The 26,570-nt window shown below is 75.1% G+C and carries 25 protein-coding genes; 13 read left to right on the top strand and 12 right to left on the bottom strand.

What is annotated here, in order from left to right:
- Positions 1-104: 104 nt before the first annotated feature.
- A complete protein-coding gene (locus ACFP3U_RS22745) occupies positions 105-1,352 on the top strand; it encodes a geranylgeranyl reductase family protein (protein WP_380227460.1) in 1,248 nt (415 codons plus the stop codon).
- A gap of 76 nt (positions 1,353-1,428) precedes the next feature.
- On the opposite strand, the gene ACFP3U_RS22740 is transcribed toward ACFP3U_RS22745, so the two are convergent.
- Complete coding sequence (locus tag ACFP3U_RS22740; RefSeq protein ID WP_380227459.1) at positions 1,429-2,421, bottom strand: ArsR/SmtB family transcription factor; 993 nt, start codon at positions 2,419-2,421, stop codon at positions 1,429-1,431.
- Positions 2,422-2,519: 98 nt separating this feature from the next.
- On the opposite strand from ACFP3U_RS22740, the gene ACFP3U_RS22735 reads away from it, so the two are divergent.
- From ACFP3U_RS22735 to ACFP3U_RS22725, 3 genes are all read left to right on the top strand, one after another.
- Positions 2,520-3,920 carry an MFS transporter gene (locus tag ACFP3U_RS22735; RefSeq protein WP_380227458.1) on the top strand — a complete coding sequence of 467 codons (1,401 nt, stop codon included), beginning with the start codon at positions 2,520-2,522 and terminating at the stop codon, positions 3,918-3,920.
- Positions 3,921-4,064: 144 nt separating this feature from the next.
- Positions 4,065-4,634 carry a Uma2 family endonuclease gene (locus tag ACFP3U_RS22730; protein WP_380227457.1) on the top strand — a complete coding sequence of 190 codons (570 nt, stop codon included), beginning with the start codon at positions 4,065-4,067 and terminating at the stop codon, positions 4,632-4,634.
- Positions 4,635-4,791: 157 nt separating this feature from the next.
- The gene (locus tag ACFP3U_RS22725; protein ID WP_380227456.1) at positions 4,792-5,565 is read left to right on the top strand and encodes an enoyl-CoA hydratase family protein; all 774 of its coding nucleotides are present in this window, start codon (positions 4,792-4,794) and stop codon (positions 5,563-5,565) included.
- A 5-nt stretch (positions 5,566-5,570) separates the two neighbouring features.
- Here the strand turns inward: ACFP3U_RS22725 and ACFP3U_RS22720 are convergent, their stop codons facing one another.
- On the bottom strand, positions 5,571-6,326 hold the full coding sequence (locus tag ACFP3U_RS22720; protein ID WP_380227455.1) for a maleylpyruvate isomerase family mycothiol-dependent enzyme: 756 nt from the start codon (positions 6,324-6,326) through the stop codon (positions 5,571-5,573).
- A gap of 176 nt (positions 6,327-6,502) precedes the next feature.
- Between ACFP3U_RS22720 and ACFP3U_RS22715 the strand changes: the two genes are divergently transcribed.
- From ACFP3U_RS22715 to ACFP3U_RS22700, 4 genes are all read left to right on the top strand, one after another.
- The gene (locus ACFP3U_RS22715) at positions 6,503-7,261 is read left to right on the top strand and encodes an acyltransferase (RefSeq protein WP_380227454.1); all 759 of its coding nucleotides are present in this window, start codon (positions 6,503-6,505) and stop codon (positions 7,259-7,261) included.
- Between the two features lie 73 nt (positions 7,262-7,334).
- Positions 7,335-7,868: a GNAT family N-acetyltransferase gene (locus tag ACFP3U_RS22710; RefSeq protein WP_380227453.1), complete on the top strand. Its 534-nt coding sequence runs from the start codon at positions 7,335-7,337 to the stop codon at positions 7,866-7,868.
- A gap of 131 nt (positions 7,869-7,999) precedes the next feature.
- Positions 8,000-8,623, top strand: coding sequence for a hypothetical protein (locus ACFP3U_RS22705; RefSeq protein WP_380227452.1), 624 nt, complete (start codon positions 8,000-8,002; stop codon positions 8,621-8,623).
- Positions 8,624-8,704: 81 nt separating this feature from the next.
- Entirely contained in the window at positions 8,705-9,187 is a 483-nt protein-coding gene (locus ACFP3U_RS22700) for a hypothetical protein (RefSeq protein ID WP_380227451.1), read from the top strand.
- Here the strand turns inward: ACFP3U_RS22700 and ACFP3U_RS22695 are convergent.
- Both ACFP3U_RS22695 and ACFP3U_RS22690 read right to left on the bottom strand, forming a co-directional pair.
- Complete coding sequence (locus ACFP3U_RS22695) at positions 9,184-9,765, bottom strand: HutD/Ves family protein (protein ID WP_380227450.1); 582 nt, start codon at positions 9,763-9,765, stop codon at positions 9,184-9,186. The genes ACFP3U_RS22700 and ACFP3U_RS22695 overlap by 4 nt on opposite strands.
- Positions 9,766-9,874: 109 nt before the next feature.
- Positions 9,875-11,176: an MFS transporter gene (locus ACFP3U_RS22690; protein WP_380227449.1), complete on the bottom strand. Its 1,302-nt coding sequence runs from the start codon at positions 11,174-11,176 to the stop codon at positions 9,875-9,877.
- A 116-nt stretch (positions 11,177-11,292) separates the two neighbouring features.
- Here ACFP3U_RS22690 and ACFP3U_RS22685 point away from each other — a divergent pair, with 116 nt between their 5' ends.
- Entirely contained in the window at positions 11,293-12,468 is a 1,176-nt protein-coding gene (locus ACFP3U_RS22685) for an ROK family protein (RefSeq protein ID WP_380227471.1), read from the top strand.
- A 178-nt stretch (positions 12,469-12,646) separates the two neighbouring features.
- The gene (locus tag ACFP3U_RS22680) at positions 12,647-13,753 is read left to right on the top strand and encodes a PLP-dependent cysteine synthase family protein (RefSeq protein ID WP_380227448.1); all 1,107 of its coding nucleotides are present in this window, start codon (positions 12,647-12,649) and stop codon (positions 13,751-13,753) included.
- 37 nt (positions 13,754-13,790) lie between these two features.
- Here ACFP3U_RS22680 and ACFP3U_RS22675 read toward each other — a convergent pair whose 3' ends face one another.
- The 5 genes from ACFP3U_RS22675 to ACFP3U_RS22655 form a co-directional block, all read right to left on the bottom strand.
- Positions 13,791-16,196, bottom strand: a complete 2,406-nt coding sequence (locus tag ACFP3U_RS22675; protein WP_380227447.1) for a right-handed parallel beta-helix repeat-containing protein — start codon at positions 16,194-16,196, stop codon at positions 13,791-13,793.
- Between the two features lie 373 nt (positions 16,197-16,569).
- Positions 16,570-17,448: an MOSC domain-containing protein gene (locus ACFP3U_RS22670; protein WP_380227446.1), complete on the bottom strand. Its 879-nt coding sequence runs from the start codon at positions 17,446-17,448 to the stop codon at positions 16,570-16,572.
- 293 nt (positions 17,449-17,741) lie between these two features.
- On the bottom strand, positions 17,742-18,542 hold the full coding sequence (locus ACFP3U_RS22665; RefSeq protein ID WP_380227445.1) for a DUF6643 family protein: 801 nt from the start codon (positions 18,540-18,542) through the stop codon (positions 17,742-17,744).
- A 424-nt stretch (positions 18,543-18,966) separates the two neighbouring features.
- Entirely contained in the window at positions 18,967-19,428 is a 462-nt protein-coding gene (gene mscL, locus ACFP3U_RS22660; protein ID WP_380227444.1) for a large conductance mechanosensitive channel protein MscL, read from the bottom strand.
- Positions 19,429-19,566: 138 nt separating this feature from the next.
- Positions 19,567-20,760 carry a DegT/DnrJ/EryC1/StrS family aminotransferase gene (locus ACFP3U_RS22655; protein WP_380227443.1) on the bottom strand — a complete coding sequence of 398 codons (1,194 nt, stop codon included), beginning with the start codon at positions 20,758-20,760 and terminating at the stop codon, positions 19,567-19,569.
- Between the two features lie 122 nt (positions 20,761-20,882).
- On the opposite strand from ACFP3U_RS22655, the gene ACFP3U_RS22650 reads away from it, so the two are divergent.
- The 3 genes from ACFP3U_RS22650 (at position 20,883) to ACFP3U_RS22640 (ending at position 21,866) form a co-directional block, all read left to right on the top strand.
- Positions 20,883-21,020, top strand: a complete 138-nt coding sequence (locus ACFP3U_RS22650; RefSeq protein ID WP_380227442.1) for a hypothetical protein — start codon at positions 20,883-20,885, stop codon at positions 21,018-21,020.
- A gap of 123 nt (positions 21,021-21,143) precedes the next feature.
- Positions 21,144-21,587 carry a hypothetical protein gene (locus ACFP3U_RS22645; RefSeq protein ID WP_380227441.1) on the top strand — a complete coding sequence of 148 codons (444 nt, stop codon included), beginning with the start codon at positions 21,144-21,146 and terminating at the stop codon, positions 21,585-21,587.
- 3 nt (positions 21,588-21,590) lie between these two features.
- Positions 21,591-21,866: a hypothetical protein gene (locus ACFP3U_RS22640; protein ID WP_380227440.1), complete on the top strand. Its 276-nt coding sequence runs from the start codon at positions 21,591-21,593 to the stop codon at positions 21,864-21,866.
- A 406-nt stretch (positions 21,867-22,272) separates the two neighbouring features.
- Here the strand turns inward: ACFP3U_RS22640 and ACFP3U_RS22635 are convergent, their stop codons facing one another.
- The 3 genes from ACFP3U_RS22635 to ACFP3U_RS22625 form a co-directional block, all read right to left on the bottom strand.
- On the bottom strand, positions 22,273-23,352 hold the full coding sequence (locus tag ACFP3U_RS22635) for a GNAT family N-acetyltransferase (RefSeq protein WP_380227439.1): 1,080 nt from the start codon (positions 23,350-23,352) through the stop codon (positions 22,273-22,275).
- A 97-nt stretch (positions 23,353-23,449) separates the two neighbouring features.
- The gene (locus tag ACFP3U_RS22630; RefSeq protein WP_380227438.1) at positions 23,450-24,658 is read right to left on the bottom strand and encodes a glycosyltransferase; all 1,209 of its coding nucleotides are present in this window, start codon (positions 24,656-24,658) and stop codon (positions 23,450-23,452) included.
- Positions 24,655-26,514 (bottom strand): tyrosine-protein kinase family protein, encoded by a 1,860-nt coding sequence (locus ACFP3U_RS22625; RefSeq protein ID WP_380227437.1) that lies wholly within the window; start codon positions 26,512-26,514, stop codon positions 24,655-24,657. Before ACFP3U_RS22625 ends, ACFP3U_RS22630 begins: the two co-directional genes overlap by 4 nt.
- Positions 26,515-26,570 lie beyond the last annotated feature (56 nt).

The raw sequence follows: 26,570 nt of genomic DNA, 5'->3' as shown, positions 1-26,570 counted from the left end.
TCGTCCGACCGGGGCGGCTCCGGCGCACTCCGGCCCGAATTCGGTCGCGCGTTCGGTGCGGTGCGGCCGACGTCGGCGCGAGCGGCGGCATAGGATTGCTGCCCGTGACTGACTCCGGAAGCCCCGATTCTCGTAGCCCGCTCGACGCCGAGGCCGCCGGGCCGGACCGGCCGGACCCGCTGGACGGCGTCTGGGACGTCGTCGTGGTCGGTGCCGGTCCGGCCGGCTCCTCCGCCGCGTACGCCGCCGCCGCCCAGGGCCGACGCGTGCTGCTGCTCGACAAGGCCGAGCACCCCCGGTACAAGACCTGCGGCGGCGGCATCATCGGCCCGTCCCGGGACAGCCTGCCGCCGGACTTCAGACTGCCGCTCCAGGACCGGGTGCACGCCGTCACCTTCGCGTACTGCGGCCGGTTCACCCGGACGAGGCGTTCGAAGCAGATGCTGTTCGGCCTGGTCAACCGGGACGAGTTCGACCTGCGCCTGGTGCAGGCGGCCAAGCAGGCCGGCGCGGTGCTGGTCACCGGAGTGACCGTCACCGGGGTCGAGCAGCGCGGCGGCGAGCACCGCACGGCCCTGGTCACCGCCGCCGACGGGCGCAGCTTCGAGGCCCGCGCGGTGGTCGGCGCGGACGGCAGCGCGAGCCGGATCGGCCGGCACGTCGGCGTCTCCTTCGACCAGATCGACCTCGGCCTGGAGGCGGAGATCCCCGTCCCGGCGGAGGTCGCCGCCGACTGGGCCGGCCGGATCCACCTCGACTGGGGTCCGCTGCCCGGCAGTTACGGCTGGGTGTTCCCGAAGACCGAGTCCAGCAGCCTGACCGTCGGGGTGATCTCGGCGCGCGGCGACGGCGAGCGGACCAAGCAGTACCTGGCCGACTACATCCGGCAGTTGGGCCTCGCGGGGTTCGAGCCGAGCGTGGAGTCCGGGCACCTGACCCGCTGCCGGGCCGAGGACTCGCCGCTGTCGCGCGGCCGGGTCCTCGTGGCCGGTGACGCGGCCGGGCTGCTGGAGCCGTGGACCCGGGAGGGCATCTCGTACGCGCTGCGCTCGGGCCGGCTGGCCGGGGAGTGGGCGGTGAAGGTGGCCGAGTCGGGCACGGCGGCGGAGGTGCGGCGCGAGGCGCTGAACTACGCCTTCGCGATCAAGGCGGGCCTGGGGGTGGAGATGCGGGCCGGCAAGCAGATGCTGACCGCCTTCGAGCGCCGGCCGTACCTGTTCCACGCGGCGGTCTGCCTGATCAACCCGGCCTGGCGGGCGTTCGCCCGGACCACCCAGGGCCACACCACCTTCGCCCAGGTGGTCCGGCAGTACCGCTCGGCCCGCCGCCTCGCGGCGCTGGCCTCGCGCTGAGGCCGTGATGCCGGGTCCGGGGGGTGACACCCCGCCGGACCCGGCGTGCGTGGAACCGACGATCGGTCGGCGGCGGTCAGCCGCGGCGGGTGTGGCCGGACAGCTCGTCGCCGAGCGGGCTGCGGCCGTACAGCACCGAACGGCCGTGCCGGGCACGGGTCACCAGCCCGGTCCGGTGCAGCACCGCCAGGTGCTGGCTGACCGCGCCCGGTGTGACCCCCAGTCGGTAGGCGAGATCGGTGGTGCTGGCCGGCTCGGCCAGCAGCACGAGCAGCCGGGCCTTCGGCGCGCCGAGCAACTGCTCCAGCGCGTGCGGGGTCGCCGGCGGCCGCGGACCGGCCATCCCCGCCTGCCCCCGGGCCGGGTAACTGATCTGCGGCGCGCGGTCGTTGTTGATCATCGTGACCGCGCCCCGGGCGAAGAAGGTGGGCACCAGCACCAGCCCGCGCCCGTCCACCGTGATCTCGCCGTCCCAGGCCGTCCAGCGGCGGTTGATCGACAGCACCCCGTCCGTCCAGCGCAGCCGGTGGTCGAGATCGGCGAACAGCGCGGCCGCGCCCTGCTGCGCCAGCACCCGGGAGCGGTAGACCAGGTCCGCCTCCAGCACCGCCCGGGCCTGCGGCCACCAGCCGGGCGCCAGGCAGCGCTCCCAGTACTCCTCCAGCGCGTCGGCGATCCGCGCCAGCAGCCGGTCCGGGTCGGCCAGACCGGCCGCCAGCACCGGGGGCAGTGGCTGGCCGTGGGGCAGGAAGGTCTGCTCCAGTTCGGGGCGCAGCTGCTCGGGCGGCAGTGCCCGGACGGCGGCCAGCTCGGTGCGGAAGTCCGGCCACGGGGTGGCCGGGCGGGGTGTCAGGAAGTCCGGGATCCAGCGGTTGGCGCCCACCAGGGAGAGCAGCAGCGTGGAGTCCAGCCGTTCGAAGGCGGGGCGCAGTCGCTCGAAGGCGGCGGACTGGAGGGGGAAGTGACCGGGGTGCGTCCACATCCGCAGGCTGAGCGCGGCCTCCTGGATGGGCGAGCAGGCGAACCAGGTGGTGGCGAGGTCGGCCAGGTCGAGCTTGAACCGGTGCACGCGGTCGTCCCCTGTCGTCCGTCGCCGGTGGGCTGCTGGATTTAGGGTCAGCCTAAATGAGTACTGCCGGACGGCGGTGCCGGGGTGGGATCAGGGACATGACCACCCCACCGGCGGCGCCCGCCGCGCCGAGTTCCGTCCTGCCCGAGTCCGTCCTGCCCGAGTCCGTCCTGCCCGAGTCCGTCCTGCCCGAGTCCGCCCCGCCCCCGTCCGCCCCGCCCCCGTCCGCCCCGCCCGCGTCCGGGCCGTCCCGGCTGCTGCACCCCGACCCGATGGTGCGCAGGCTCGCCCGGATCACCCTGCTCAACACCCTCGGCAGCGGTCTCTCGCTCTCCGTCGGCGTGCTGTTCTTCACCCGCTTCCTCGGCCTGAGCGCCGCCCAACTCGGCCTCGCGCTCACCGCCGCCGGGTTCTGCGGCGTGGTCGCCAGCGTCCCCGCCGGGCGTGCCGCCGACCGCTGGGGCGCCCGGCCGATCCTGGTGGCACTGGTCGCGCTCACCGGCCTCGGCACCGCCGGCTACACCCTGGTGGACGGCTACCCGGCGTTCGTGGCGCTCGCCTGCCTGGTCTCCGCCGCCGACCGGGGCGCGTCCGCCGTCCGCAACGCCCTCTACGCGGAGGTGCTGCCCGCCGACAAGCGGGTGGCCGGCCGGGCCTACCTCCGGGTGGTGACCAACGTCGGGCTGTGCCTCGGCACCGGCGTGGGCGCGATCGCGCTCCAGGTGGACTCGCGCACCGGCTACCTGACGGCGATCCTGGCGGACGCGGCCTCGTACCTGGCGGTCGCGGTGCTGTTCCACCGGCTGCGGGTGCGGGGCGCGGTGGGCGCGGGCGCCGTGGCCGCGCGCGAGGAGCGCGAGCCGGTGAAGGGGGCCGAGCGGCCGGCCCGTGACCGCAACCCGGCACTGCGGGACGGGCCGTTCCTGGTGGTGACCGCGCTCAGCGCGGTGCTCTCCCTGCAGTTCGCGATGCTGGAGGTCGGCGTCCCGCTCTGGATCGTCCAGCAGACCGACGCGCCCCGGATCACCGTGGCCGGCACCCTGATCGTCAACACCGTGCTGGTCATCGCGTTCCAGGTGCCCGCCACCCGGGGCACCGAGCACCCGGCCGCCGCCGCCCGGGCCTGCGGCCGCGCCGGGCTGATCCTGGCCGCCTCCTGCCTGGTCCTCGGACTCGCCCACGGCACGCCGGCCGCGCTCGCCGCCGTGGTGGTGCTGGTCGGCGTGGCCCTCCAGGCGGTCGGCGAGGTCCTGAGCCAGGCCGGCACCTGGGCACTCAGCTACGACCTGGCCGGCGAACGCGCGCACGGCGCCTACCAGGGCGTCTTCAACGCGGGCAACTCCGCCTCACTGATGATCGGCCCGGCCCTCGTCTCGACCGCCGTCATCGGCTACGGCCTGGCCGGCTGGGCCGCGCTCGGCACCGTCCTGGCCGCCGCGGGCCTGGCAATGGGCCCCGCCGTCCGCTGGGCCCGCCACCGAGGCGCGGCCCCGGCCTGAGACGCCGGCCCCTCTAGGACTACTCCGGGACGACCGCGCCCATCGTGGCGGACAGTTGATCACCGCACCACGGAGTTCACGGACGGTATCCTGTCCCCATACCCCAGGTGACGAGAACGGCCCGCAGGGAAGGAGACCGCCTTCGTGAGCACGGCCCCACAACTCCCCGGCGACTACAGCACGGTGAGTGACCCCGAACGGGCACTGAAGTACGCGATCCAGCATGTCGCAGGTGACCGCGCCGAGATCATCGAGGGAGTCATCACCCCTATGTCGCCGACATGGGCGCACGAGAGCGCCGCCGAGGTCATCCGTCGGCAGCTGACGCCGCGCCTGGACGCGCTGGGGCTGGTGTCGGGGGCCGGAAATCTCGACCTGCCCGGATCGGAGAACTGGTTCATCCCCGATCTCGCGGTCGTGCCGGCGGACCTCGCGGCGAAGACGGAGGGCGCGCTGCTCCCGGACCAGACGCTGCTCGTGATGGAGGTCAGCTCGCCCTCGAACGGGGAGACGGACCGGACGGTCAAGCGCCGCCGGTACGGCCAGTACGGAGCGCCGCTGTACCTCCTGGTCGACCGGCAGAACCGTGCCTGCACGCTCTTCAGCGAGCCGACGCGGCTCGGCTACGCGGTCGAGGACGGGCCGCACGCCTTCGGAACGCCCGTCCGGCTGCCGGAGCCGTTCGACCTCGACCTCGACACCTCCCGGCTCTGAGCGCTCACGGCGGCGTCGACCGCCGGGAGGACGGAGTCGTCGCTGGGCCTGGCCCGGCAGTGGGTGGGCATGTCAGAGTCGTCCGGGCGTCGTGGCCGACCCGTGGCCGCGGGCGTCCGTTCCGACCCACCCTCAGCCGGAAAGCAGGACCGCACCGATGACCAGTGAAGCGCCCTTCGTCCGTGTCTCCACCGAGGACGCCGTCACCACGCTGACCCTCGATTCGCCGCACAACCGCAACGCGCTCTCCACCCGGCTGATGGCCGAGCTGACCGCCGGCCTCGCCGGGGCGGCGGCCGATCCGGAGGTGCGGGCGGTGGTGCTCACGCACGCGGGCAAGGTGTTCTGCGCCGGGGCGGACCTCTCGGAGGCGACCGGCGCCGACCCGACGGTCGGACCGCGTGGGCTGGTCGACCTCCAGCGGGCGATCGTGGACTGCGCCAAGCCGGTGATCGCCGTCATCGACGGGCACGTCCGGGCCGGCGGGCTGGGGCTGGTCGGCGCGGCCGACCTGGCGATCGCCGGACCGGCCGCCACCTTCGCGTTCACCGAGGTCCGGCTCGGGCTCGCGCCGGCCGTCATCTCCTTGCCGCTGCGCCCCAAGCTCGACCCGCGCGCGGCCTCCCGGTACTACCTCACCGGCGAGGTGTTCGACGCCGCCGAGGCCGCCCGGATCGGCCTGATCACGCAGGCGGCCGACTCGCGGGAGGCGGCCGAGGTCGCGCTCAAGGGGCTGCTGGACGCCCTGCGGCTGGGTTCGCCACAGGGCCTCGCGCAGTCCAAGCGGCTCGCCAACGCCGAGGTGGTGCGCTCCTTCGAGCGGGACGCCGACGAGTTGGTCGAGCTGTCGGCGCGGCTCTTCGGCTCGGAGGAGGCCCAGGAGGGCATGCGCTCGTTCCTGGAGAAGCGGCCCGCCCGCTGGGTGCGCTAGCAGATTTATCGGACGAGGGCGGTCTCGCGCCAGAGGTCGAGCAGGGCGGCGTCCCCGGTGCGGGCCACCTGTCCGGTCCCGGTGGGCAGCCGGTTCCAGAGCAGCAGGTAGAGGTCGTGGGCCGGGCCGGCGAGGGTCAGGTCGGCCGGGGCCTCGGTGAGCTCGACGGACAGCGGGTCCGGGCCGATCGTCAGCAGCCAGCGGCCGGGGCCGTCGGTCGGGCTGATCTGCACCGTGCGCGGCCGCTCGCCGCGCACCCGGGCCCGGTCGGGGGACATGAAGCCGCGCAGCAGCTCGTCGATGCCGTCCAGGGCGAGCTCCGGATCGGTCGCCGGCCCCTCGGCGCCGGCCGCCGCGTCGGCGTCGAACCGGTGGACGGCCGTCTCGTGCGCCTGGCGGCGGGCCCAGAACGCGAGCGGGCTCGGCGCGGGCATGAAGGTCCAGCAGTCCAGGTCGGCCGGGGCGGCGGCGAGCGTGTCGACCAGCGCGGTGTGGCCCGCGCGGAACCAGTCGACCAGCTCGGCGTCGTCCGGCTCGGGACCCCAGGCGGCCTGCCGGCCGGCCTCGTCCATCGGGGCCCGCAGCCCGTCCCGGACGTGGGCCGCCGCCCAGCGGTGCACCTGGCCGGTGTGCCGCACGAGGTCGCGCAGCAGCCACTCCGGGCAGGTCGGGACGGGGGTGGCGAGGTCGGTGCGGGCGGCGGCGTCGGCGAGCAGGCCGCCCTCGCGGCGCAGCGCGTCGATGTGCGCGGTGATCTCCATGACCGGGAGTCTGGCAGGACGGGACGGGGAGTCCGGCGGCACCGGCGGCTTTCGGACACGGGCGGCCGGGGACGGTCGGGGGAGTGCCGAGGGAGTGCGGCGGACGGTCGGGGCGGGCCGTGTGACCTTGGCCGCCTCCCGCCCGGGTGGGCCGTACGGGCCGGTAACGTGAGCGCATGTCGATCGCGCGTTCCCTGTTCAGCGCCGCCCGGGCGGGTGGCCGGCGTGCCGCGGGGCGGCTCGTCCACCGGGGCTGGCAGTGGGTGCAGCGGGCCGGCGCGGTGTCCAGCGAGAACCCCGGGCCGTACCGGTTCCGCGAGCTCGGCGCGGGGACGAAGCTGACCTTCCCGCTCGGCGCGGTGTTCAACGAGCAGTGGATCACGATCGGCCCGTTCTCGATCATCGGCGAGCGGGTGACCATCAGCGCGGGCTTCCTGCCCGGGCTGGACCTCGGGCCCGACCCGATCGTGCGGATCGGCGGCGGCTGTGTGATCGGCCGGGACAGCCACATCGTCGGCCACGAGTCGATCGTGCTGGGCGACGACGTGTGGACCGGCCCCGGCGTCTACATATCCGACCAGGCGCACGAGTACCGGGCCACCGACCTGCCGATCGGCAAGCAGTGGCCGCGCAACGAGCCGGTGGAGATCGGCTCCGGCAGCTGGATCGGCACCGGCGCGGTGATCCTCCCCGGCGCCCGGCTGGGCCGAAACGTGGTGGTGGCGGCCGGCTCGGTGGTGCGCGGCGAGGTGCCGGACCACGCCGTGGTGGCGGGCGCCCCGGCGAAGATCGTCCGGCGCTGGACGGCGGAGGACGGCTGGCAGCCGCCGTTCCGCAACGAGCCGCCGCGGGCGCTGCCGGACGACGTGACCGCCGCGCAACTGCGGGCGCTGGCGGGGTGGGACCTGCGGCTGCCGGGCGAGTCCGAAGCCTGACCCCGGGGGGCCCGGTCCCGGTGGTGTCGTTAATGGTTTGCCGCCGGTCCGCCGGGTCGGATAGGAAGCTCGCATGCTTCGAGGCGACAAGGTCGGGCTGCGGGCCCGGCACGAGGACGACATCCCGGTCCTGCTGACCGAGCTCCACGACGACGTTGCCAACGCCTCGCGGTCGAGCACCGATCCATGGCGGCCGATCTCGCCCGGGGCGAAGGAGCCCGGGCTCTCGCTGGACCACACGAACGAGGCGCACGTCCGGTTCTCCGTCGTGGACCTCGACGACGGCGCGCTGCTCGGCTCCGCGAGCCTCTGGGGCATCGACAACCACAACCGTCTCGCGCACATCGGCTTGGAGCTGCGGCCGTCCGCCCGGGGCAAGGGGTACGGGACGGACGTGGTCGCGGTGCTGTGCCACTACGGCTTCGACGTGCGCGGCCTGCGGCGGCTGCAGATCGAGACGCTGGCGGACAACCCCGCGATGCTGCGCGCCGCCGAGCGCAACGGCTTCGTTCGCGAGGGCGTGCTGCGCTCCGCGGCCTGGGTGATGGGCGAGTTCGTGGACGAGGTGGTGCTCGGGCTCCTCGTCGAGGACCGGCAGGCGGGTTGACCCGCGAGGGTCGGGCGGCCGTCGTGTCCGGCGCGCCCGGCGGCCCGTCCGACGTCCCGCGCGGCGGTCCGGTCGGACGGGGTGTCAGTAGGGGCGGGGATACTGCCGTGAACCGAGGGCAGGAGAGTGGCGTGGGCTTTGTCGACGAGGTGCCGGTGCCGGTGTCGGAGGACTGGGCGGACTGGCTCGGGTACGCGCGGGCGCTGAGCGAGGTGGGTGATCCGCGGGGGGAGGCGATCCGGCTGGAGCACCGGGGGGCGCCGGCCGACGACGCTGAACTCGTGGCGGTGTACCGGCAGGTGGAGCGGGAGTGCGGGCTGGACGGCCTCCGGGCCGACGGGTCGTGGCGTTTCGGCTGGTCCCGCGGTTTCCTCGACAACGCCGTGTTCCGGCCGGCGGAGGAGACCGCTCCGGGGCGCCGGGCGCTGGTGGTCCGGCTCCTGGCGGAGCTGCCGCACAGCGGCGCCCACGACCCGGACGACCCCGAGCAGTGGGAGGCGGCCCTGGTCGACGTGCTGCTGCGCCACCCCGCCGCCGGGCGACTGCGCACGCTGGAGCTGCACCTGGAGGACCACCATCACTCCGCCGGGCGCGCCGCCGAGGCGCTCGCCGCGCGGCAGCGGCCCCGGCTCGCGGAGCTGTACCTCGGCCACCACTTCGACACGCTCTTCGAGCTCCACCGGACCTCGGCGGGCCGCCCGCTGGAGGTCGTGCGGTACCTGCACGACCCGGTGGTTCCGCACGAGCTGGGCTAGGCGCTCTGGCCCGCGCTGCCCGCCCTGCGCAGTCTGGAGCTCGAAGGCGCGTTCCTCTTCGACGACGTGGTGCACGAGGAGTTGACGCGTCTGCGGACCAGGGGCGCGGTCTTCTCGGACGGTTCCCTGTTCGGGGCGTCCACGCCGGGCCTGGTCACCCTGGAGGTGGAGATCGACCACGACGTCCACGGCACCGTCAGCAGCAATGCCCAGCTGGAGGAGCTGCACCCGGCCGGGTACCCCCGGCTGCGGCACCTCGATCTGGGCGCGGCGACCTTCGAGCCCGAGGAGGCCGGCGACTTCGCCGTCCTCGCCGAGCTACCGCTGCTGCCCCAGCTGGAGAGCCTGACCGTCCGGGAGCTGGTGATCGAGGACACCGACGCGGAGCGGGACCCGCTGGAGGTCCTGACCGAGCTGGCCCCCCGGTTCGCCCACCTCGACCTGCGGGTGGCGGGCGACATCGAGATCGAGGGGGCCGACGAGCGGGAGGTGGAGCGGGTGCTCGCCGCTCTCGGTCTGGAGCCGGGGGCGGCGGACGAGGACGTGGAGCCGGGTACTCGCTAGCCGACGGAGGCGCGCAGGGTGAGCACGGCGGTGGTGCCGGCGGGGTGGAGGGTGTGGGTGGCGGGGGTGGTGAGGAGGGCGGCGTCGTAGCGGGTGAGGGCGGTGGTGGCGTCGAGGGTCGCGGTGCCGGACAGGCAGACCAGCAGCACGGTGGTGCCGGCCGGGACCACGAGCGGCCCGGGCTCCGTCGCGAAGGTCAGTTCGGCGGTGGCGTGGCCGTGTCGGGTCATCACGTTGAAGTCGACCAGCGGGCCGCCGAGCAGCCGGCAGTCGGTGACCGCGTCGCCGGAGAACGCGAACGGGCGGAACGGCGCGTCGACGACGTGCTCGGTGCCGTCCACGGTCAGGGCCATCCCCGGGCCCTCGACCAGGGTGATCACCCGGTCCACCCCGGGGAAGGCGGAGAACGGACCTGCGGACCCGACCTCGGCGAGGCTGACCCGCCACGCGAAGTCGTCCAGCCCCGAACCCGCCGGGTACCCGGCGACCTCCCTGGTCACCCCGCCGCCGTTGCGCCAGGCGGTGGCCGGACGTTCGGCGGCGCGGAGGAGCTGGACCGGTCCGGTGCTGTTCGTCATGGCGCGATCCTCGCACGGGCCCCGGCGGCGTGGGGGAGCCTCCCGGTGCGCCCCCAAGTGCGTCGGGCGGGCGGCTCAGGGCGGATGGATCTGTGCGACTCAGCGCGGCTCAGTGCCGCCGGACGGCCAGCGGGAGGACGGCGGCGACGGCGGCCGTCGCCGCCACCGTGGTGAGGGCGAGCGGCAGGCTGGTCGCGTCGGCCAGGAAGCCGATCACCGGCGGGCCGATCAGCATGCCGCCGTACCCGAGCGTCGAGGCGAGGGCGACGCCCTGCGGGCCGCCGGCGGCGCCGGCCTGGGCAATGGCGAGCGGGAAGATGTTGGCCAGGCCGAGCCCGACCAGCACGAACCCGGCGAGGGCGAGCGGCACCAGCGGCGCGAGCGCGGCCAGCAGCATCCCGGCCGCCGCGGTGAGTCCGCCGAGGAGCATCACCCGGTGCTGGCCGAGTCGGACGGACAGCCAGGTGCCGCAGAGCCGTCCGGTGGTCATGGCGAGCGCGTAGGCCACGTACCCGGCGGCGGCCACCTGGGCGCCGGCGTGGACGTCGTCCGTCAGGTGCACGGTGGTCCAGTCGGCGATGGAGCCCTCGCCGTACGCGGTGCAGAGCGCGGTGAGGCCGAGCAGCAGGACGAGGACACGGCCGGCGCCGGCGGCGGTCCCGGACGGCGCGGTGCTGCCGGAGGAGGGCGCGGTGGACGCGGTGCCGACCGGTCGCGCGGCCGGGCTGCGCAGCAGCGCGACGCCGGCGGCCGCGGTGACCGCGAGGCCGAGCAGGCCCGCCGCCGCGAGCCACTGGGCGGCCGTCAGGGTGCCGGCGAGCAGGCCGCCGGCGCCGGCGCCGAGCAGGCCGCCGAGGCTGTACCCGGCGTGGAAGCTGGGCATGACGGGGCGCCCGAGGTCCCGGACGATCTCGACGGCGGCGCTGTTCATGGCGACGTTCGCCGCGCCGTAGCCGGCGCCGAAGAGCAGCAGGACGCCGCCGAGCGCCGCCACCGAGTGGGTGTGCGCGGGCAGCGGCACGGCGAGTGCGAGCAGGGTGAGCGAGGCGACGGTGACCGGCCGGGAGCCGTACCGCAGGCAGAGCCGGCTGACGGCCGACATGGTGGCGACGGCGCCGGCCGAGACGCAGAGCAGGGCGAGCCCGAGGGCGCTGTGCGAGGCGCTGACCTGGTTGCGGACGTCGGGGATGCGGACCACCCAGGCGGCGAAGAGCAGGCCGTCGACGGCGAAGAAGGCGGTGAGGGCGAGCCGCGCGCCGCCCCAGGAGGACAGGGCGGAGGCGCGGGCGGAGGCGGGGGCGGAGGCGCGGGCGGAGGCGGGGAGCGCGGGTATGTTCGCGGTGGTGCTGCGAGACTGGAGGGACTGCCGGGCGTCGGGGACATGGGGACGGATTTTGTTTCGGAGCGGCACAAAGTAAGAATAGGGACGTGCAGCTCTCTCCTACAAGTCCGCAGCCCGGGACCGGTGCCGAACTCGACGCGCAGCCCGAGACCCAGCGCCGCGCGGCCCCCGACCGCGGCCGGACGCTGCTCGGTCCGGCGCTCCAGCTGATCCACACCGGCCAGACCCCGACCCGCTCGGCCCTCACCCGCGCCCTGGACGTCACCCGGGCCACCGCCGGCGCCGTCACCGCCGAACTGGAGGCGCTCGGGCTCATCACGGTCGACTCCCGCCCGGCCGGCGGTGGCCGGGGCCGCCCCTCGCACCGGCTCGCCATCGACCCGGCCGGCCCGGTGGTGATCGCCGGACAGATCCACGCCGACGGCCTGAGCGTCACCCTTGCCGGTCTCGGCGGGCTCCTCGACCCGCCCGTCCACCTGCCGCTGCCCGCCGCCACCGACCCGGTGCGGATGCTGCGCGCCGTCGCCGAGGCCGGTGCCGAACTCGCCCGGGGCACCGCCCGGCGCTGCCTCGGCGCGGCGCTCGCGCTGCCCAACCCGGTCACCGAACCGGACGGCACCGCGCTCGCCGCGCTGCACTTCGCCTGGCCCAGCGGCACGCCCGTCGCCGACCTGTACGACGTCGAGGTCGGGCGCGCCGACCACGGTCCGCGGGCGTTCGACCCGCTGCCCACCTCGATCGCCAACGACGCCAACCTGGCCGCCCTCGCCGAGTACCGGCACGGCGCCGGACGCGGCGCCCGGCACCTGCTGCTGGTCACCTCCGGCCACCGCGGCGTCGGCGGCGCGCTGGTCATCGACGGGCGGCTGCACACCGGCAGCGCCGGACTCGCCCTGGAGGTCGGCCACCTGACCGTCGACCCGCAGGGCCGGCCCTGCCAGTGCGGCAACCGGGGCTGCCTCAACTCCGAAACCGACCCGGACGCGCTGTTCGCCGCCGCCGGCCTGACCCCGGACCCGGACCGGCCGCTGCTCGACCAGGCCCGCGCGCTCTGCCGGTCCGCCGCCGAGGACGAGCGGGCCCGGGCCGCCGTGGAACACGTCATCGACCGCCTCGGGCTCGGTCTGGCCGGGGTCGCCAACATCCTCAATCCGGACCGGGTGGTGCTCAGCGGGCTGCACCTGGACCTCCTGGAGGCCGCGCCGGACCGGCTGCGCGCGGTCGTGGCCGAGCGCAGCCTGTGGGGGCGCAGCGGCCGGGTGCCTATCGTCGGCGCGGAGCTGGCGCACAGCGCGCTGGCCGGGGCGGCGGAGATGGGCTGGCGCCCGTACCTGGCGGATCCGCAGTCGGTGCAGGGGTAGCGGGCGGGCCACCCCGGCCGTCCCTCGGCCGGCCCGCCCGCCCCGGTCTCACCTGCCGCCCCGCCGATAAGCGGAGCCTGGAGCTTCGGAAAATGTTACTTATCGTGACACTCGTACACTCGTAGTGAGCACATCGGAGGGGGGCTTCGAAGAACTCGCACGAGGAGAGTGGCAGGCCATGGGGACCGAACCGACCGTCGACGTGGACCGTTCCGACCCGGAGTACCGGCGCTGGCTCAACGAGGCCGTGCGCAAGGTCCAGGCGGACGCCAACCGCTCGGCCGACACCCACCTGCTGCGCTTCCCGCTGCCCGCCGAGTGGGGCATCGACCTCTACCTCAAGGACGAGTCCACCCACCCCACCGGCTCGCTCAAGCACCGGCTGGCCCGCTCGCTCTTCCTCTACGGGCTCTGCAACGGCTGGATCCGCCCCGGCAAGCCGGTCATCGAGGCCTCCAGCGGGTCCACCGCCGTCTCCGAGGCGTACTTCGCGCAGCTCGTCGGGGTGCCGTTCATCGCGGTGATGGCCAAGTCCACCAGCCAGGCCAAGATCGACCTGATCGAGTTCCACGGCGGCGAGTGCCACCTGGTGGACCGGTCCGACGAGGTCTACGAGGCCTCGGCCCGGCTCGCCGAGGAGACCGGCGGCCACTACATGGACCAGTTCACCTACGCCGAGCGGGCCACCGACTGGCGCGGCAACAACAACATCGCCGAGTCGATCTTCGCCCAGCTGCGCCTGGAGCCGCACCCCGAGCCGGCCTGGATCGTGGCCACCGCCGGCACCGGCGGCACCTCGGCGACCATCGCCCGGTACGTCCACTACATGCAGTACGACACCCGGATCTGCGTCGCCGACCCGGAGAACTCCTGTTTCTTCGACGGCTGGATGCGCGACGACCCGGACGCCGTGTGCGACAGCGGCTCGCGGATCGAGGGGATCGGCCGGCCCCGGATGGAGCCGAGCTTCGTGCCCGGGGCGATCGACCGGATGATGAGGGTCCCGGACGCCGCCTCGATCGCCACCGTCCGGATGCTGGACGGCGTGCTCGGCCGGAAGGCGGGCGCGTCCACCGGGACCGGGCTGTGGAGCGCGCTGCGGATCGTCGCCGAGATGCGGGAGGCGGGGGAGCGCGGCAGCGTGGTCACCCTGATCTGCGACCCGGGTGACCGCTACCTCGACAAGTACTACTCGGACGACTGGCTGGCGGGCGAGCGCATCGACATCGCGCCCTACCGGGCCGTCCTGGAGTCCTTCCTGGCCGGCGGCCCCTGGACGGGCTGACCAGACCTCGACCGGCGCCGGGTCGACCGGCCCCGGGCTACGGCAGGCGCGGCGCCGGGAGGTCGGCGGGGACGAGCAGCTGGAGGTCCTCGGTGGACGGGTCGGCGAGGTGGGCGACCCGCATGGCGTGCCGTTCGACCATGGTCTCGAAGACCTGCCGCGCGGTCCGGCCGTTGCCGAAGTTCGGGCCGCGCTCGATCGTGGCGAAGTGGCCGAGCAGCGCCTCCTCGGTGGCGTCGGCCAGCGCGTACTCGTGCTCGGCGCACTGGGCGCGGGCGATCTCCAGCAGCTCGCCGGCCGAGTAGTCGGGGAAGGTGATGGTCCGGGAGAACCGCGACGAGACACCGGGGTTGGCGGTCAGGAAGCGCTCCATCTCGGCGGTGTAGCCGGCCACGATGACCACCACCTCGTCCCGGTGGTCCTCCATCAGCTTCACCAGGGTGTCGATCGCCTCCCGGCCGAAGTCGCGGGCGCCGTCCTCCGGGGCGAGCGCGTACGCCTCGTCGATGAAGAGCACGCCGCCGCGCGCTCGGTCGAAGGCGGCCGCGGTGCGGATCGCGGTGGAGCCGATGTGCTCGCCGACCAGGTCCACCCGGGCCACCTCGACCAGGTGGCCGCGCTGCAGCACCCCCAGCGAGGCGAGGATCTCGCCGTAGAGCCGGGCCACCGTCGTCTTGCCGGTGCCGGGGGCGCCGGTGAAGACCAGATGGCGGCGGAGCGAGGGCGCCTTGAGCCCGGCCTGCCGGCGCCGGCGGCCGACCGAGATCAGGTCGATCAGCGTCCGGACCTCCTGCTTGACGGTGGCCAGGCCCACCAGCCCGTCGAGTTCGGCCAGCGCCTCGTCGGCGGGCCGGCAGTCCGGGATCGGTCCGATCACCGCGGGCGCGGGCGCGGCGGACGCCAAGGAGGTGGCGGCGGCCACGAGTTGGGCGCGCGGGAGGGGGAGCTCGGCGGCCGGGCTCGGGGCGGCCACCACGTCGTCCGAGGTGCAGGCCTCCACCACCGGGCCGGGCTCGGAGAACTCGAAGCCGGCCCGCTCGTTCTGCTCGGCCCGGCACCGGGTCAGCACCGTGCGGCAGCCGTCGATGATGTGGAAGCCGAAGCCCTTGCCGTGCGAGACCCGGCAGTCCTCGAAGGTGCCCCGGCCCTGGGCGGAGACGTAGACGCCGGCGTCTGACCCGGCCCGGATCGTGCAGTCCCGCAGCACCGGGTCGGCGCCCTTGGTGACGATCACCCCGGTCGCCACGTCGGAGATCTCGCAGCCGGTCAGCAGGCCCCCGCTGCCGTGGTCGCGGAACCACAGCCCGGTGCCCGCCTCCTGGACCCGGCAGCCGCTGAGCGTCACCGTCGCGCCGCCGCTGACCGACACCGCCGAGCTGCGGATCCGGCTGAACGAGCAGCCCTCGGCGACCGCGGCGGAGTCGCGGTCGAGGACGAACAGGGCGTCCGGCAGGTCGTGCAGGGCGCAGTCGGTGAGCGTGAGCCGGGCGCCGTCGCTGACCCAGAGCGCCGGGTACTCGCCGTTCGAGCCGTGGATCTCGCAGGACTCGGCGCTCGCCTCGGTACCCTGGTCCCAGACCGAGAGGGCGCCGCGCCCGAAGTCCCGCACGGTGGAGTTGACCAGGCTGAGCCGGGCCCGGCCGCGCAGGTCGGCGGCGTTCTCCGGCAGGTCGTGCACCCGGCAGCCGGTGAGCACGAGTTCGGCCTCGCCGTCCAGGGTGAGGCCGTTGCCGGTGACCCGGTGGATGTCGCAGTCGACCAGCCGGCCGCCGGCGCGTGCCTCGGCCTGCACCCCGCTGCCGCGGATCTCGTAGATCTCGCAGCCGGTCAACTCGGCCGCGCTGCCCGGGTCGGAGATCAGCACGCCCGCGCCGGCGGCGTGGTGCACCCGGCAGCGCTCCAGGGCGGCGGTCGCGCCGCCGAGCACGGCGAGTCCGGCCTGGCCGGCGGCGGCCACCTCGCAGTCCTCGAACGCGGCCGCGGTGCCCGGGCCGCGCAGCCGCAGCCCGAGCCCGTCCGGGTTGGCCACCACACAGCCCCGGAGGGTCGGTCGGGCGCCGTCGGTCACCTCGATCCCGGCGGCCGAGCGGGTCTCCACCCGGCAGCCGGAGAAGGCGGGCGTCGCCTCCTCCCCGGTGATCAGCACGGCGGGGACGGACCGGTCGCTGCCCTCGATCACCAGGTCGCGGACGGTGGCCGCGGCCGTCACGGTCAGCGGCACCCCGCCCGGCGGGTCGATCCGGACCGTGCCGGGGCCCTGGGCGGGCACGATCGTGACCGCCTTGTCCACGACCACGTTCTCCCGGAAGGTCCCCGGCCGCACGGTCACCGTGTCGCCCGGTTCGGCGGCTGCCAGGGCCTCCGCGAGCGTGTCGTACTCGCCGGCGCGGCGCCGCCAACGGGATGCGCTGTCCTGCGTGACCCGGACCCTGTGCTCAGCCATGACGGTCTGTCGTCCCCACCTTCATCGAGCCGGCGATCTGCGGACCGGACGCAACGCGGGCACCGTTCGCCCGGACGCGGCGCACCGGGGTGCGCGGTCGTCCGCACACCGTAGCGCGCCCGCGCGGATGCTCCCGCCGACCGGCGCTTCGCGGTCCGGGGCGGGGCCGGGGTGGGGCCGGGACCCGCGCGGGTTCACCACATGCTTCAACGAGCGCGCACACTTCCGGTTCCGGGACGCGGGTACGGAGCCGGTCGCGGAGCCCCGGCGCGGGGGACGCGCCCGGGCACCGGCGTGCGGGCGTCGGCCCGAGCGCCGGGAGCGCCCGCACGACCACCGCCCACGGCCGGTGCCCGCGCCGGAGGGTCCGCCGTCAGCGCAGCCGGTCGGACGGCCAGTGCATGCCGTCCTCCAGCACCTCGACCTCGTCGCCGAGCCGCAGCGTGCCGAGCCCGTCGCCCTCGACGCCCGCCGGGCGCTCGGGGATCAGGTTCTGCCCGAACGCGGCCTTCTTCAGCAGCCGGTGGTGCCGCGCCAGGGTGCGCAGCGGCTCCGGCCCGCGCCGCTCGCCGCTCTCCTGGTCGGTGGTGGTGACCACGCACCGCCCGCACGGCTTGACGACCCGGAAGGTCAGCTCGCCGATCCGGATCCGGCGCCAGCCGTCCTCGGCCCAGGCCTCGCTGCCGGAGACCACCACGTTGGGGCGGAACCGCTCCATCGGCAGGACCTCGTGGCCGTCCGGGTGCGCCTCGGCGATCAGCGCGTTGAGTTCGGCCAGCGAGGCGGTCGTGGTGAGCAGCAGCGGGAAGCCGTCGGCCATCGAGACGGTGTCACCGGTCGCGGAGAAGTCCGGGTCGACGGGCCGGGCGCGCGGGTCGTCCAGGTGCACCAGCCGGTAGTCGCCGAGGTGTTCGGCGATCCACAGCTGGGCGTCCTTCTCGGCCTCGGCGGCGCGGAAGCGGGTGCCCCAGACCTCGACGTCGGCGAGCTGGGCGCCGAGCGCGACGGCGGGGGCGGGGATCTCCGCGCGGGCACCGGCGGGGGTGGTGAGGACCAGGGCGCCGTCGGGGGTGGCCTCGGCGCGGACCTGGCCGATGGCGGCGTTCTCGCGCTGGCTGACGAACCGTCCGGTGGCGTCGGCGAGCATCCAGCGACGGTCGCCGGCCAGGCCCCACGGTTCGACGCGGGCGTTCTCGGGGCTCAGTCGGTACATGGACTTGACGGGGTAGACGTGGAGTCCGGTGAGCTGCATCCCCCCATCCTGCCAGCCCCGCCTCGGCGGGCCGCCGGCATGTCCGGATCCTGCCCGGGACCTCGGCCTGTGCGGTGAACGCGGGATGCTGCCCGAAGGGGCCGGTCGGAGATCGGCGGGGCGGGACGGAAGGTGCCCGGACGCGCACGGACCGCCCGGATCGCCGACGTGGGGCGGCGTTCCGGGCGGTCCGTGGATGACCCGTTCTCCGTACGCCCGGCGTGCCTCGGTGCGCGCCGGGTGGTGCTCAGGTGGTGCGGGTTCGGGCCGGGTGGGGCCGGCCCGGGGTGGTGTCAGTAGCCCTGGGCCTGCGGCTGGTAGCCCTGCTGGAACTGGCCGTGCTCGCCGTACGGGCCGGGCCGCTGCGGCTGCATCGGGCGGACCGGGGCGACCGGGGTGACCGCCGGACGCAGCTGGGCGCCGCCGAAGGACTGGTCGGCGGAGCCGCCGAAGCCGCCCTGGTGGACGCCCTGGCCGCCGAAGCTCTGCTGACCGCCGAAGGACTGCGGGCCGCCCTGGGGCTGGCCGGCCGCCCCGTGCGGACCGACCGGGCCGCCGGTCGGCTGCGCGCCGAAGGTCTGCTGGCCGGCCTGGCCGCCGACGAAGGTGTTCTGGCCGCCGAAGCTCTGGCCGCCGGAGGGCTGGTACCCACCGGTCGAGGCCTGGGTGAAGCCCTGCGTCGGGGCCTGCGGGCGCTGGCCCGACAGGTACGGCTGGGGGGCGCCGTAGCCGGGGAGCGGCGGTTGGGGCGCGGCGGCGTACGCGGGCGCGGGCTGCGCCGGGATGTACGCGGTGGCCGGGCCGGAGGAGGGGGCGCTGCTCGGGCCGGGGCCCAGGGCGAGGCGGGCCGGCGGCAGGGCGGGGAGGTTGCCGCCGGGACTGTCGTACCCGGTGCTGTACCGGTTCTCGTAGGACTGGCCGGGGAGGCCGGATCCGTAACCGGTGGACAGGGCCGGCGGCAGGGCGGCCGGCACGTTGATGGGCGCGATCTGCGGGACACCGCGCTCTGCGACGAGGCTGTCGTAGATGGGCGTGCCGGAGGAGAAAGACGGAGAGGGGTAGCCGACTCCGTCGTAGGAGCGGGGCGAGGTCATGGGGCATACGGTAAGCCCACAACGAGCCTGCTGAGGAGACTGGGAGGCGGAGCAGTTCGAGTGTTTACACAAGCTTCTCTCGAACAAAGGTCTCGAAAGTAGGAAGAAAGGACATTCTGGCGACGACTTCAGGCCACCGTCGGGTCGGCTCGGGGGCTCGAACGGGGGCCGGACACGAGTATCGAAGCCCCTTGGGATGACGGGCCGATGGACGGCTCGGGGACCGTCGAAGAAACTTCTGCGGGCGGGGCGTGCACCGGCGCATTCGAGCCCCCGCCGACGGCGCGACGGGGGCTCGTGAATGTTTCGGGGATAAAGTCCCCGTCAGAGTTATCGCGGGACCGGTCCGGGCTGGTCAGAGCTGCTCCGGGCTGGTCAGAGCCGGTCACGGCCGCCGCGGGGGCTCCGCGCCGCTCAGTGCCGCTCAGCGCGCCGGGGCCGGTACGGGAGCCGCGACGGCCTGGGCGGGGAAGCCCGGCCGGCCGGCCACCTCGGAGGTGCAGAACGAGCAGCGCACCGCCGCGACCGGGATCCTGCTCAGGCACTCCGGGCAGTCGGCCTTGGCGACCGGCGCGGGCTTGGCGCCGTCCAGCCTGGTCTGGAGCCGGCCGACCGGCACCACCACGATGAAGTAGATCACCGCCGCGACCAGCACGAAGCTGATCAGCGCGTTGATGAACACCCCGTACGGGAAGCGGGTGCCGGCCACCTCGAAGGTCTTCTGGGTGAAGTCGCCGACCGCACCGGTCGCGACCCCGATCAGCGGGGTGAGGAAGGCCGTCACGAACCCGGTGACCACGGCCGTGAAGGCCGCGCCGATCACGATGCCGACCGCCAGGTCCACGACGTTTCCACGCAGCAGGAAGCTGCGGAATCCCTTGAGCACCGGGAACTCCAAATCCGTACGGGGGAGGGTGAGATGGGACCACGGGCCCCGGCCGGACATCCTGCCGACCTGGTGGGCCCGCGGTCCAACCGCGTTCACCCGATCCGCGTAACGGGACCGCGGGCCGGTGCGCCCGGGTCAGGCGGAGCGCAGACGCTCCGCGTACGGCTGGATCCGGGCCACCGCCTCGGCGATCCGGCGGACGGTCGGCGCGTCCATCTGGGACCAGAGCGGGACGGTGAGCACCGAGTCGGCGAGCCGGTCGGTGAGCGGGAGCGCCTCGGCCTGGCCGAGGTGGGCGTAGGCCCGCTGGCGCTGCACCGGCGGGTGGAAGTAGCGGCGCGAGTCGATGCCCTCCGCCCGCAGGACGTCCGCGAGTTGGCGCGCGGTGAGGCCGAAGGCGGGGGCGTCCAGGATGAGCGTGAGATCCTTGAAGGTGGAGGTGTCGCCCTCCTCCGGCAGGGCCAGCCGCAGCCCCGGGAGTCCGGCCGTGACGGCGGCGAACTCGCCCACCAGCGCCGTCCGGTGGGCCACCCGCTCGGGCAGGCCGGCCAGCCAGTTGAGGCCGACGGCGGCGTGCAGTTCGCTCATCCGGGCGTTCAGGCCGGGGAACAGCGTGTCGTAGTCGCCCGGGTTGCCGTAGTCGCGGGCGGTGCGCAGCCGTCGGGCGAGCGCGGCGTCCCGGGTGGCGACCAGGCCGCCCTCGCCGGCCACCGCGACCTTGGTCGGGCTCATCGAGAACACCTCGGCGTAGCCGAAGTTGCCGATCGGCACGCCCTTGCGACGGCTGCCGAAGCCGTGCGCGGAGTCGTACACCAGCGGCACCCCAGCGGCGTCGGCGACCGCCTGGAGGCGCTCGACCTGGCAGGGCGTGCCGTAGACGTGGGTGGCCATCAGCGCGGCCGGGCGGTCGGCGGCGGCCAGCCGGGCGGCGGCGTCCGCCGGGTCGAGGGTGATGTCCCGCTCGCGGGCCTCGGCGAACAGCGGGGTGCCGCCGGCCCAGTGCGCGGCGTGCGCGGTGGCGGAGAAGGTGAACCCGGGCATCACCACCGGGCGGCCGCCGTCCACACCGGCGGCCTGGAGCACCAGCATCAGGCCGGTGGTGCAGTTGGAGACCGCCACCACGTGCGGCACCTCCAGCAGCGCGGCCGCGGTCTCCTCCAGTTCGGCGACGGTGCGGCCGTTGGTGAGCTGTCCGCTGTCGAGCACGGCGGCGAGCCGCTCCAGCAGCGCGGCGCGGTCGGGCACCTGGACCCGGGTGAGCGGCAGCCCGTCGGGGAAGGCGGGTGTGCCGCCGAGGGCGGCGGGCAGGGCAAGGGTGTCGGTGGTCATGGCGCGGTCGATCCCCCCTGGGACGGTGACGGTGACGGTGACACGGATTTCGACGGTGGGACTGCTGAGGGTGAGGGCCCGTGCGACGGCGGAACGGACGACCGGGCGGCGGACGGCGGGCCGTGGCCGTCCCGCGGGCCGCGGCGGTGGCCGGGACGACCAGCAGCACCAGGGCCAGCGGCAGCACCTGGACCCGCTCGCGGGACAGGATGCCCATGTTGTTGATGGTCGAGAAGGCCCAGCAGAACAGCAGCGTGTAGACGGCGGCGAAGGCCACGTACGAGCGCTGCACGAACAGCCGGGGCAGCCGGGTCAGCCGGGGCCAGGCCCGGACGAACATCACCAGCAGCGCGAAGCACTCCACCGACTGGATGAGGTTCTGGATGTTGGACGCCTCGAACGGGAACGGCCGGAACAGCACGCTGATCACCGCGACCGGCAGCCCCGCCGGGTTCAGGCTGAACCGGGGGGCGGCGTCCTCGGGCGCGGTCGCGTTGATCATCGAGTTGCCCTGGCTGGTGCGTCTGGAGGTCTCCGAGAGCACCTGGTTGACGGCGTCGCCGCCGGTCCCGTCGGTGCCGAAGAAGGTGGAGACCTGTTGGAGCATCAGCACCGCCATCGCGCCCAGCACCACGGCGGTCAGAATGGTGCGCAGCGGGCCCAGCGCGCTGACCTGCCGCGGCCGCCGGCGCAGCACGTACGCGACCAGCAGCCCGGCCCCGGCCAGCGCGGTGACGTGCGGGCGGACCATCGCGGTGCCCAGCGAGCCCAGCGCGATGCCGGCGAAGGCGCCGAAGCGCCGGTCCAGCAGCCGCGCCGTGCCGTAGGTGGTGAGGCCCAGGCAGAACATCATCCAGGCGTCCTTGCCGATGCTGGAGGGCCAGAACAGCAGCGAGGGCAGGAAGAAGACCAGCTTGGCGTACTTGCGGGTGTCCGCCTCCGGGAAGGCGATCTGCAGCGCCCGCCAGAACAGCAGCAGGCCCCAGAAGCCCAGCCAGGAGAAGACCAGGAAGCCGCCGATCAGCGAGGGGCCGGTGACGGCGTACACCACACCGGTGATGATGACGACGAAGCCGGTGCCGGCGACCTTCATGCCCAGGTCGTAGTGGACGCCGCCGAGCAGGTCGGCCTGGTCGAGGTAGGCGGCGAGCTCGGCGCCCTTCTGGTGGTACATCTTGGCGTCGGCCGCGCCCCCGTACAGCACGAAGGCCATCAGGTAGCGGGGGAAGGCGCAGAGCAGTTTGGCGGTCATCGCCAGCAGCAGCAGCCGGAAGACGTCCCGTTCGGGATTGGCGGCGGCGATCCGGGCCAGCAGCGGGGTGCCGATCGCCATCAGGGCCGGGAGGATCAGCAGCGCGCCCCAGGTGTCGTACGAGGTGTGCACCGAGGCGACCACGAAGAGCGTGACGTAGCCGGTGACCAGGGCGGCGGCGAGGGCGGACGGCCAGGGGACGCGCCGGAGCACCGCCGTCGCCGCGCCCGGCCCGCCCGGTCCCCTTGGCGCCCCCGCCATCAGAACACCTCCAGGTCGCCGAGGCTGAACCGCCAGTCGGCCAGGGTGAGCGGGGTGGCGCCGGTCGGGGTGCGGGCGGCGAGGGTCATCCCGGTGCGCGGGGCGCGCAGGTAGCCGGCCCGCAGCGCGGCGTCGGCGGCCTCGGTGCCGGGGGAGAGGTGGGTGGCGACGTGGTCGCAGCCGGACTCGCGGGCGGCGGCGCGCAGCAGCCGGGCCGCGCTCTCCCGGTCGCCGGGGCGGACCACCACGTCGGCGAGGGTGAACTCGGTGAGCGGGCCGCGCCGTCGGGGCCGGCCGAGGGCCAGGCCGGTCAGCTCCCCGCCGCGGTCCACGGTGAGCACCCGGTAGTCCAGACCGGGGGCCTCGCCGTACCGCCAGCGCAGGAACTCCGGGGTGCGGTGGACGGCCAGCCGGCGGTCGCCGGCGCCCGCGTCGGCGGCGGCGCGTTCGCGCAGCAGCTCGGCCAGCGCGCGGTGCTCCGCGCCGTCCGCCGGGGCGGCCAACCACTCCGCGGCGGTGGGCAGTCGGCAGTCCGGGGGGCCGGGCGGCGCGGCGGACGCACGGCGGGCGAGGGCGGCCCGCGCACCGCGGGCGAAGGCGGCCGGGCGGACGGCGCGCACCGCGATCGGGACCCGGCCCAGCTCCTGCCAGCCCATCGTGCGGTAGCCCGGCAGGCTGTTGCCGTTGGGGGTGTTGAACACCAGCGCGGTGTCGCCGGCGACCTGGTCGAGCAGGTCCAGGGTGAGCCGACGGAAGACGCCGCGGCCCCGGAAGTCGGGGTGGGTGGCGGTGTCGACCGGCCGGACGGCGGCCACCGGGGCGCCGTCCGCGCCGCCCGCCTGCCACTGCCAGCGCAGGAACAGCCGGACGCCGGCCAGCCGGCCGTCGGGGCTCTCGGCGACCAGCCCGGGGCTGGCGCCGAAGGGGTTGCGGCGGTGCTTCCAGGTGAAGAACTCGGCGGTTCGGGTGCCGGTGGGTCCGCCCGCCAGGGAGGTGGTGAGCAGGTCGAGCACGGCGGGGAGGTCGGGCTCGGCCAGCGGGCGGAAGGTCAGCTCGGCGGGGGCGGGCAGGGCGCTCACGTCCGGACTCGCTCTCCCATCGGAGGTCGGGGGGTCAACGGGGACACGTCGGTGCTCCGGGCTTCTCTGGCTGTGCTGCTCTGGATGGGCTGCCTGCTCAGTGCCGCAGGACCCGCGCGTACACCGCCTCGACGGCGCGCTGGGCGCCGGCCACGTCGAAGCGTTCGGCGCGCTCCCGGGCGGCGGCGGCCAGCCGGGTGCGCAGCTCGGGGGCCTCGGCGAGCCGGGCGAAGGCGTCGGCCAGCGCGGCCGGGTCGCCGGGCGGGACGAGGAAGCCCTGTTCGCCGTCGTCCAGCACCTCCGGCATGCCGCCCACCCGGGTGACCACCGAGGGCAGGCCGCTGGTCATCGCCTCCATCAGGGCGACCGGCAGGCCCTCCTGACGGGAGCTCAGGGTGAACACGTCCAGGGCCGGCAGCAGTTCGGGGACGTCGGGCCGTGATCCGGTGAGGAGGACGGCGTCCTCGATGCCGAGTTCGCCGGCCCGGGCGCGCAGCCGGTCCTCCAGCGGTCCGGTGCCGATCAGCACCAGCCGGGCCCCCGGGTGGCGGCGCAGCAGGGCGGCGTGGGCGGCGAGCAGGGTGGCCTGGTCCTTCTTCGGGGTCAGGTTGCCGACCGTGCCGACGACGAACGCCCCGTCCGGCAGGCCGAGTTCGGCGCGCGCGGCGGCCCGCGCGGCCGGTCCGCCGGGGGCGCCGGCCAGGTCGGGGCCGTGGTGCACCACGGTGACCCACTCGCCGGGGCGGCGCCGTCCTGGCGGGACGGTCCGCGCGACGGCGTGCGAGACGGCGATCACCGCGTCGTTGCGCCGGTAGGTGAGCGCGTTGGCCCAGCGGGTGGCCGGGCGGTAGCGCTCCCAGACGTTGTGCTCGGTGTGCACCAGGCGCGGCGCGGGCCCCGCGAGGGTGGGGGCGAGCACCCGGGCGGCGGCGGCCGGGACGGGCATGTGGGTGTGCACCAGGTGGTACCGGCGCTCGGCGAGCAGCCGGCGCAGCCGCAGCGGCCAGCGCGGATCGGCCCGGCCGGGGGTGCCGGGGGTGCCGCCCAGGCAGTGCACGGTCACACCGGCCTCGGTGAGCGCCGGGGCGAGCGCGTCCTTCCACGGCAGGACGTAGGCGACCTCGATGCGGTAGCGCGAACGGTCGGCGTGGCGGGCGCAGTTGAGCAGCAGCTGTTCGGCGCCGCCGCGGCCGAGGCCCTTGGCCAGCCACAGCACCCGGACGGGGGCCTCGACCGGGCCGGTCGTCGGCTCGTCCGTAAGCTCGTCGGCCGGCCGGTCCGTCGGCCTGCTCAGGGGCCCGCTCACCGCTCCTCCGCCTCGCGCAGCAGGGCCGGCTCGCCCTGGTCGCCGCCGTGGCCGCCGTTCCCGTGGCCGTTCAACCGGTGGTCGTGCGGTCCGGCGGACGCACCCCCGGCCGGACCGTCCTGGCCGCGTCCGCCGTGCTGCTCGGACGGGCGCCGGGCCCAGCTGGGCGCGGTCCGCCCGCCGCCGCGCTCACCCGGCGGCTCGACGGCCCGCTCCACCGCCGGCCCGGCCTGGCGCGCCGGCGCGGGCTGCTGCCCACCCCGCCCGGCCGGCCCGGACGGCAGGGCGCCGCCCGCCGGACCGCGACGCCGTCGACCGGACGGACCGTAGGTGCCGAGCAGCGCCACGCCGGCCACCGGGACCCCGGTGCGGGAGAGCAACTCGGCCACCCGGTCGGCCTGTTCCGGGGTGACATTGCCACTGCGCACGGTGACCAGCACGGCGTCCGCGTGCTGCACCAGGTCGTAGGCGTCGTTGGCGTGCAGCAGCGGCGAGGTGTCGATCAGGATGACGTCCGCGTGCCGGCGGGCCCGGCGCAGCACCTCGCCGGCCCGCAGCACCAGCGCCGCCGGGTAGGCCGTGGTGTTGCCGCCGGTGATCAGTGAGACCCCGGCGACGTTGGTCGGCCGGATCAGGTCGTCCAGTTCGCCGAGCCGCTCCCCGCTGAGCAGTTCGGCCATGCCGGGGCCGTCGCCCACGCCGAGGTGGGCGTGCAGCTGCGGGTGGCGGAAGTCGCAGTCCAGGACGAGGACGTGCCGGCCGGTCTCGGCGAGCGCGGCGGCCAGGTTGGCGATGGTGATGGTCCGGCCGTCGCGGCTGCCGCCGGAGGCGACCAGGACCACCGGCGCCGGCTCGGCGAGCCGGCGCGAGACGCTCTCCGCCGGGTCCCGGTCGTCGCCTCCGGCGGGCCGGGCCAGCGCGTCCGGCCCGGTGAGCAGCAGGGTCGAGCGCAGCGAGCGGTACGCCTCGGCGGCCGGGTCGGACGGCCGGGCGCGCACCAGCGGTTCGCGCACCCGCCGCTGCCGGCGGGACAGCTGCGGCACCTCGCCGATCACCGGCAGGCTGAAGGCCTCCTCGACCGCGTTGCGGGTGCGCAGCCGGGTGTCCATCCGGCTGAGCATCAGCGCCGCGACCACGCCGAGCGCGAGGCCGAGCGCCACGGCGAGGCCGAGCCGCATCTCGCGGCTGGGGGAGGAGAGCAGATTGCCGGCGCCCTGGCGGGCGTCGATGCTGCCCCACTGCTGGATGGCGTCGGTCTGGGCGCTGTTGGCGAGCTTGCTGATCGTGGTGAGGGTGGTGGTCAGCGAGGTGTTGGCGGCGGTCAGCTTGGGCTGGAGCTTGGGCTGGTCGGCGGCGGAGGAGCGGTTGAACTGGGCCTGGATGTCGTTCAACTGCTGCTGCTGGGAGTCCGCCTGGGCCTGCAGCTTCTTGATCGTCTCCGCGGTGCTGCGGGCCGACTCGTCGCTGTAGCCCTTGATGATCGCCGCCGAGTAGGCGGTGGCGAGGTCCGAGCAGGACTGCCGGGTCGGGCCGGTGGTGGCGATGGTCAGCATCTGGGGGCTGTCCGCGGTGACGGTCCGGCGGGCGATCACCTCGGTGGCGTCGGCGATGCCGAGCTGTTTCGCGGCGGCGGCCGCGACGTCCGCGCCCTGCGCGTAGGAGAGCACCTGGTCGGCCCGGACGGTGTCGCCGGCGCCGGCGACCGGGGTGATCGCGACCTTGCACTTCCATCTGGCGTTGTCCACCGTGTCGCCGGCGGGGGTCAGCAGCCAGCCGACGACCAGCGCGGCGAGCGTGCAGCCGGCGAGCAGCCGCCAGTAGCGCCGCAGGACGGTGAAGTGGTTTGCCGGTTCCACCGGTTGGATCCCCTCGCGTTCGTGGTGCGGTGGTGCTGTCAGCGCCCGCCGCGCCC

The organism is Kitasatospora misakiensis, from assembly GCF_042656005.1.
GTDB lineage: Bacteria > Actinomycetota > Actinomycetes > Streptomycetales > Streptomycetaceae > Kitasatospora > Kitasatospora misakiensis.
Note: the sequence above shows the minus strand (reverse complement) of the source record. Positions and strands in the feature narration are given on the sequence as shown.

Excerpts from the sequence above, each read along its gene's own strand:
- ACFP3U_RS22675 (WP_380227447.1), bottom strand. The coding sequence starts at position 16,196 with ATGGCTGAGCACAGGGTCCGGGTCACGCAGGACAGCGCATCCCGTTGG.
- ACFP3U_RS22725 (WP_380227456.1), top strand. The coding sequence starts at position 4,792 with ATGACCAGTGAAGCGCCCTTCGTCCGTGTCTCCACCGAGGACGCCGTC.
- ACFP3U_RS22735 (WP_380227458.1), top strand. The coding sequence starts at position 2,520 with ATGACCACCCCACCGGCGGCGCCCGCCGCGCCGAGTTCCGTCCTGCCC.
- ACFP3U_RS22680 (WP_380227448.1), top strand. The coding sequence starts at position 12,647 with ATGGGGACCGAACCGACCGTCGACGTGGACCGTTCCGACCCGGAGTAC.
- ACFP3U_RS22670 (WP_380227446.1), bottom strand. The coding sequence starts at position 17,448 with ATGCAGCTCACCGGACTCCACGTCTACCCCGTCAAGTCCATGTACCGA.
- ACFP3U_RS22645 (WP_380227441.1), top strand. The coding sequence starts at position 21,144 with ATGTTGGACGCCTCGAACGGGAACGGCCGGAACAGCACGCTGATCACC.
- ACFP3U_RS22715 (WP_380227454.1), top strand. The coding sequence starts at position 6,503 with ATGTCGATCGCGCGTTCCCTGTTCAGCGCCGCCCGGGCGGGTGGCCGG.
- ACFP3U_RS22720 (WP_380227455.1), bottom strand. The coding sequence starts at position 6,326 with ATGGAGATCACCGCGCACATCGACGCGCTGCGCCGCGAGGGCGGCCTG.
- ACFP3U_RS22655 (WP_380227443.1), bottom strand. The coding sequence starts at position 20,760 with ATGACCACCGACACCCTTGCCCTGCCCGCCGCCCTCGGCGGCACACCC.
- ACFP3U_RS22695 (WP_380227450.1), bottom strand. The coding sequence starts at position 9,765 with ATGACGAACAGCACCGGACCGGTCCAGCTCCTCCGCGCCGCCGAACGT.
- ACFP3U_RS22710 (WP_380227453.1), top strand. The coding sequence starts at position 7,335 with ATGCTTCGAGGCGACAAGGTCGGGCTGCGGGCCCGGCACGAGGACGAC.
- ACFP3U_RS22665 (WP_380227445.1), bottom strand. The coding sequence starts at position 18,542 with ATGACCTCGCCCCGCTCCTACGACGGAGTCGGCTACCCCTCTCCGTCT.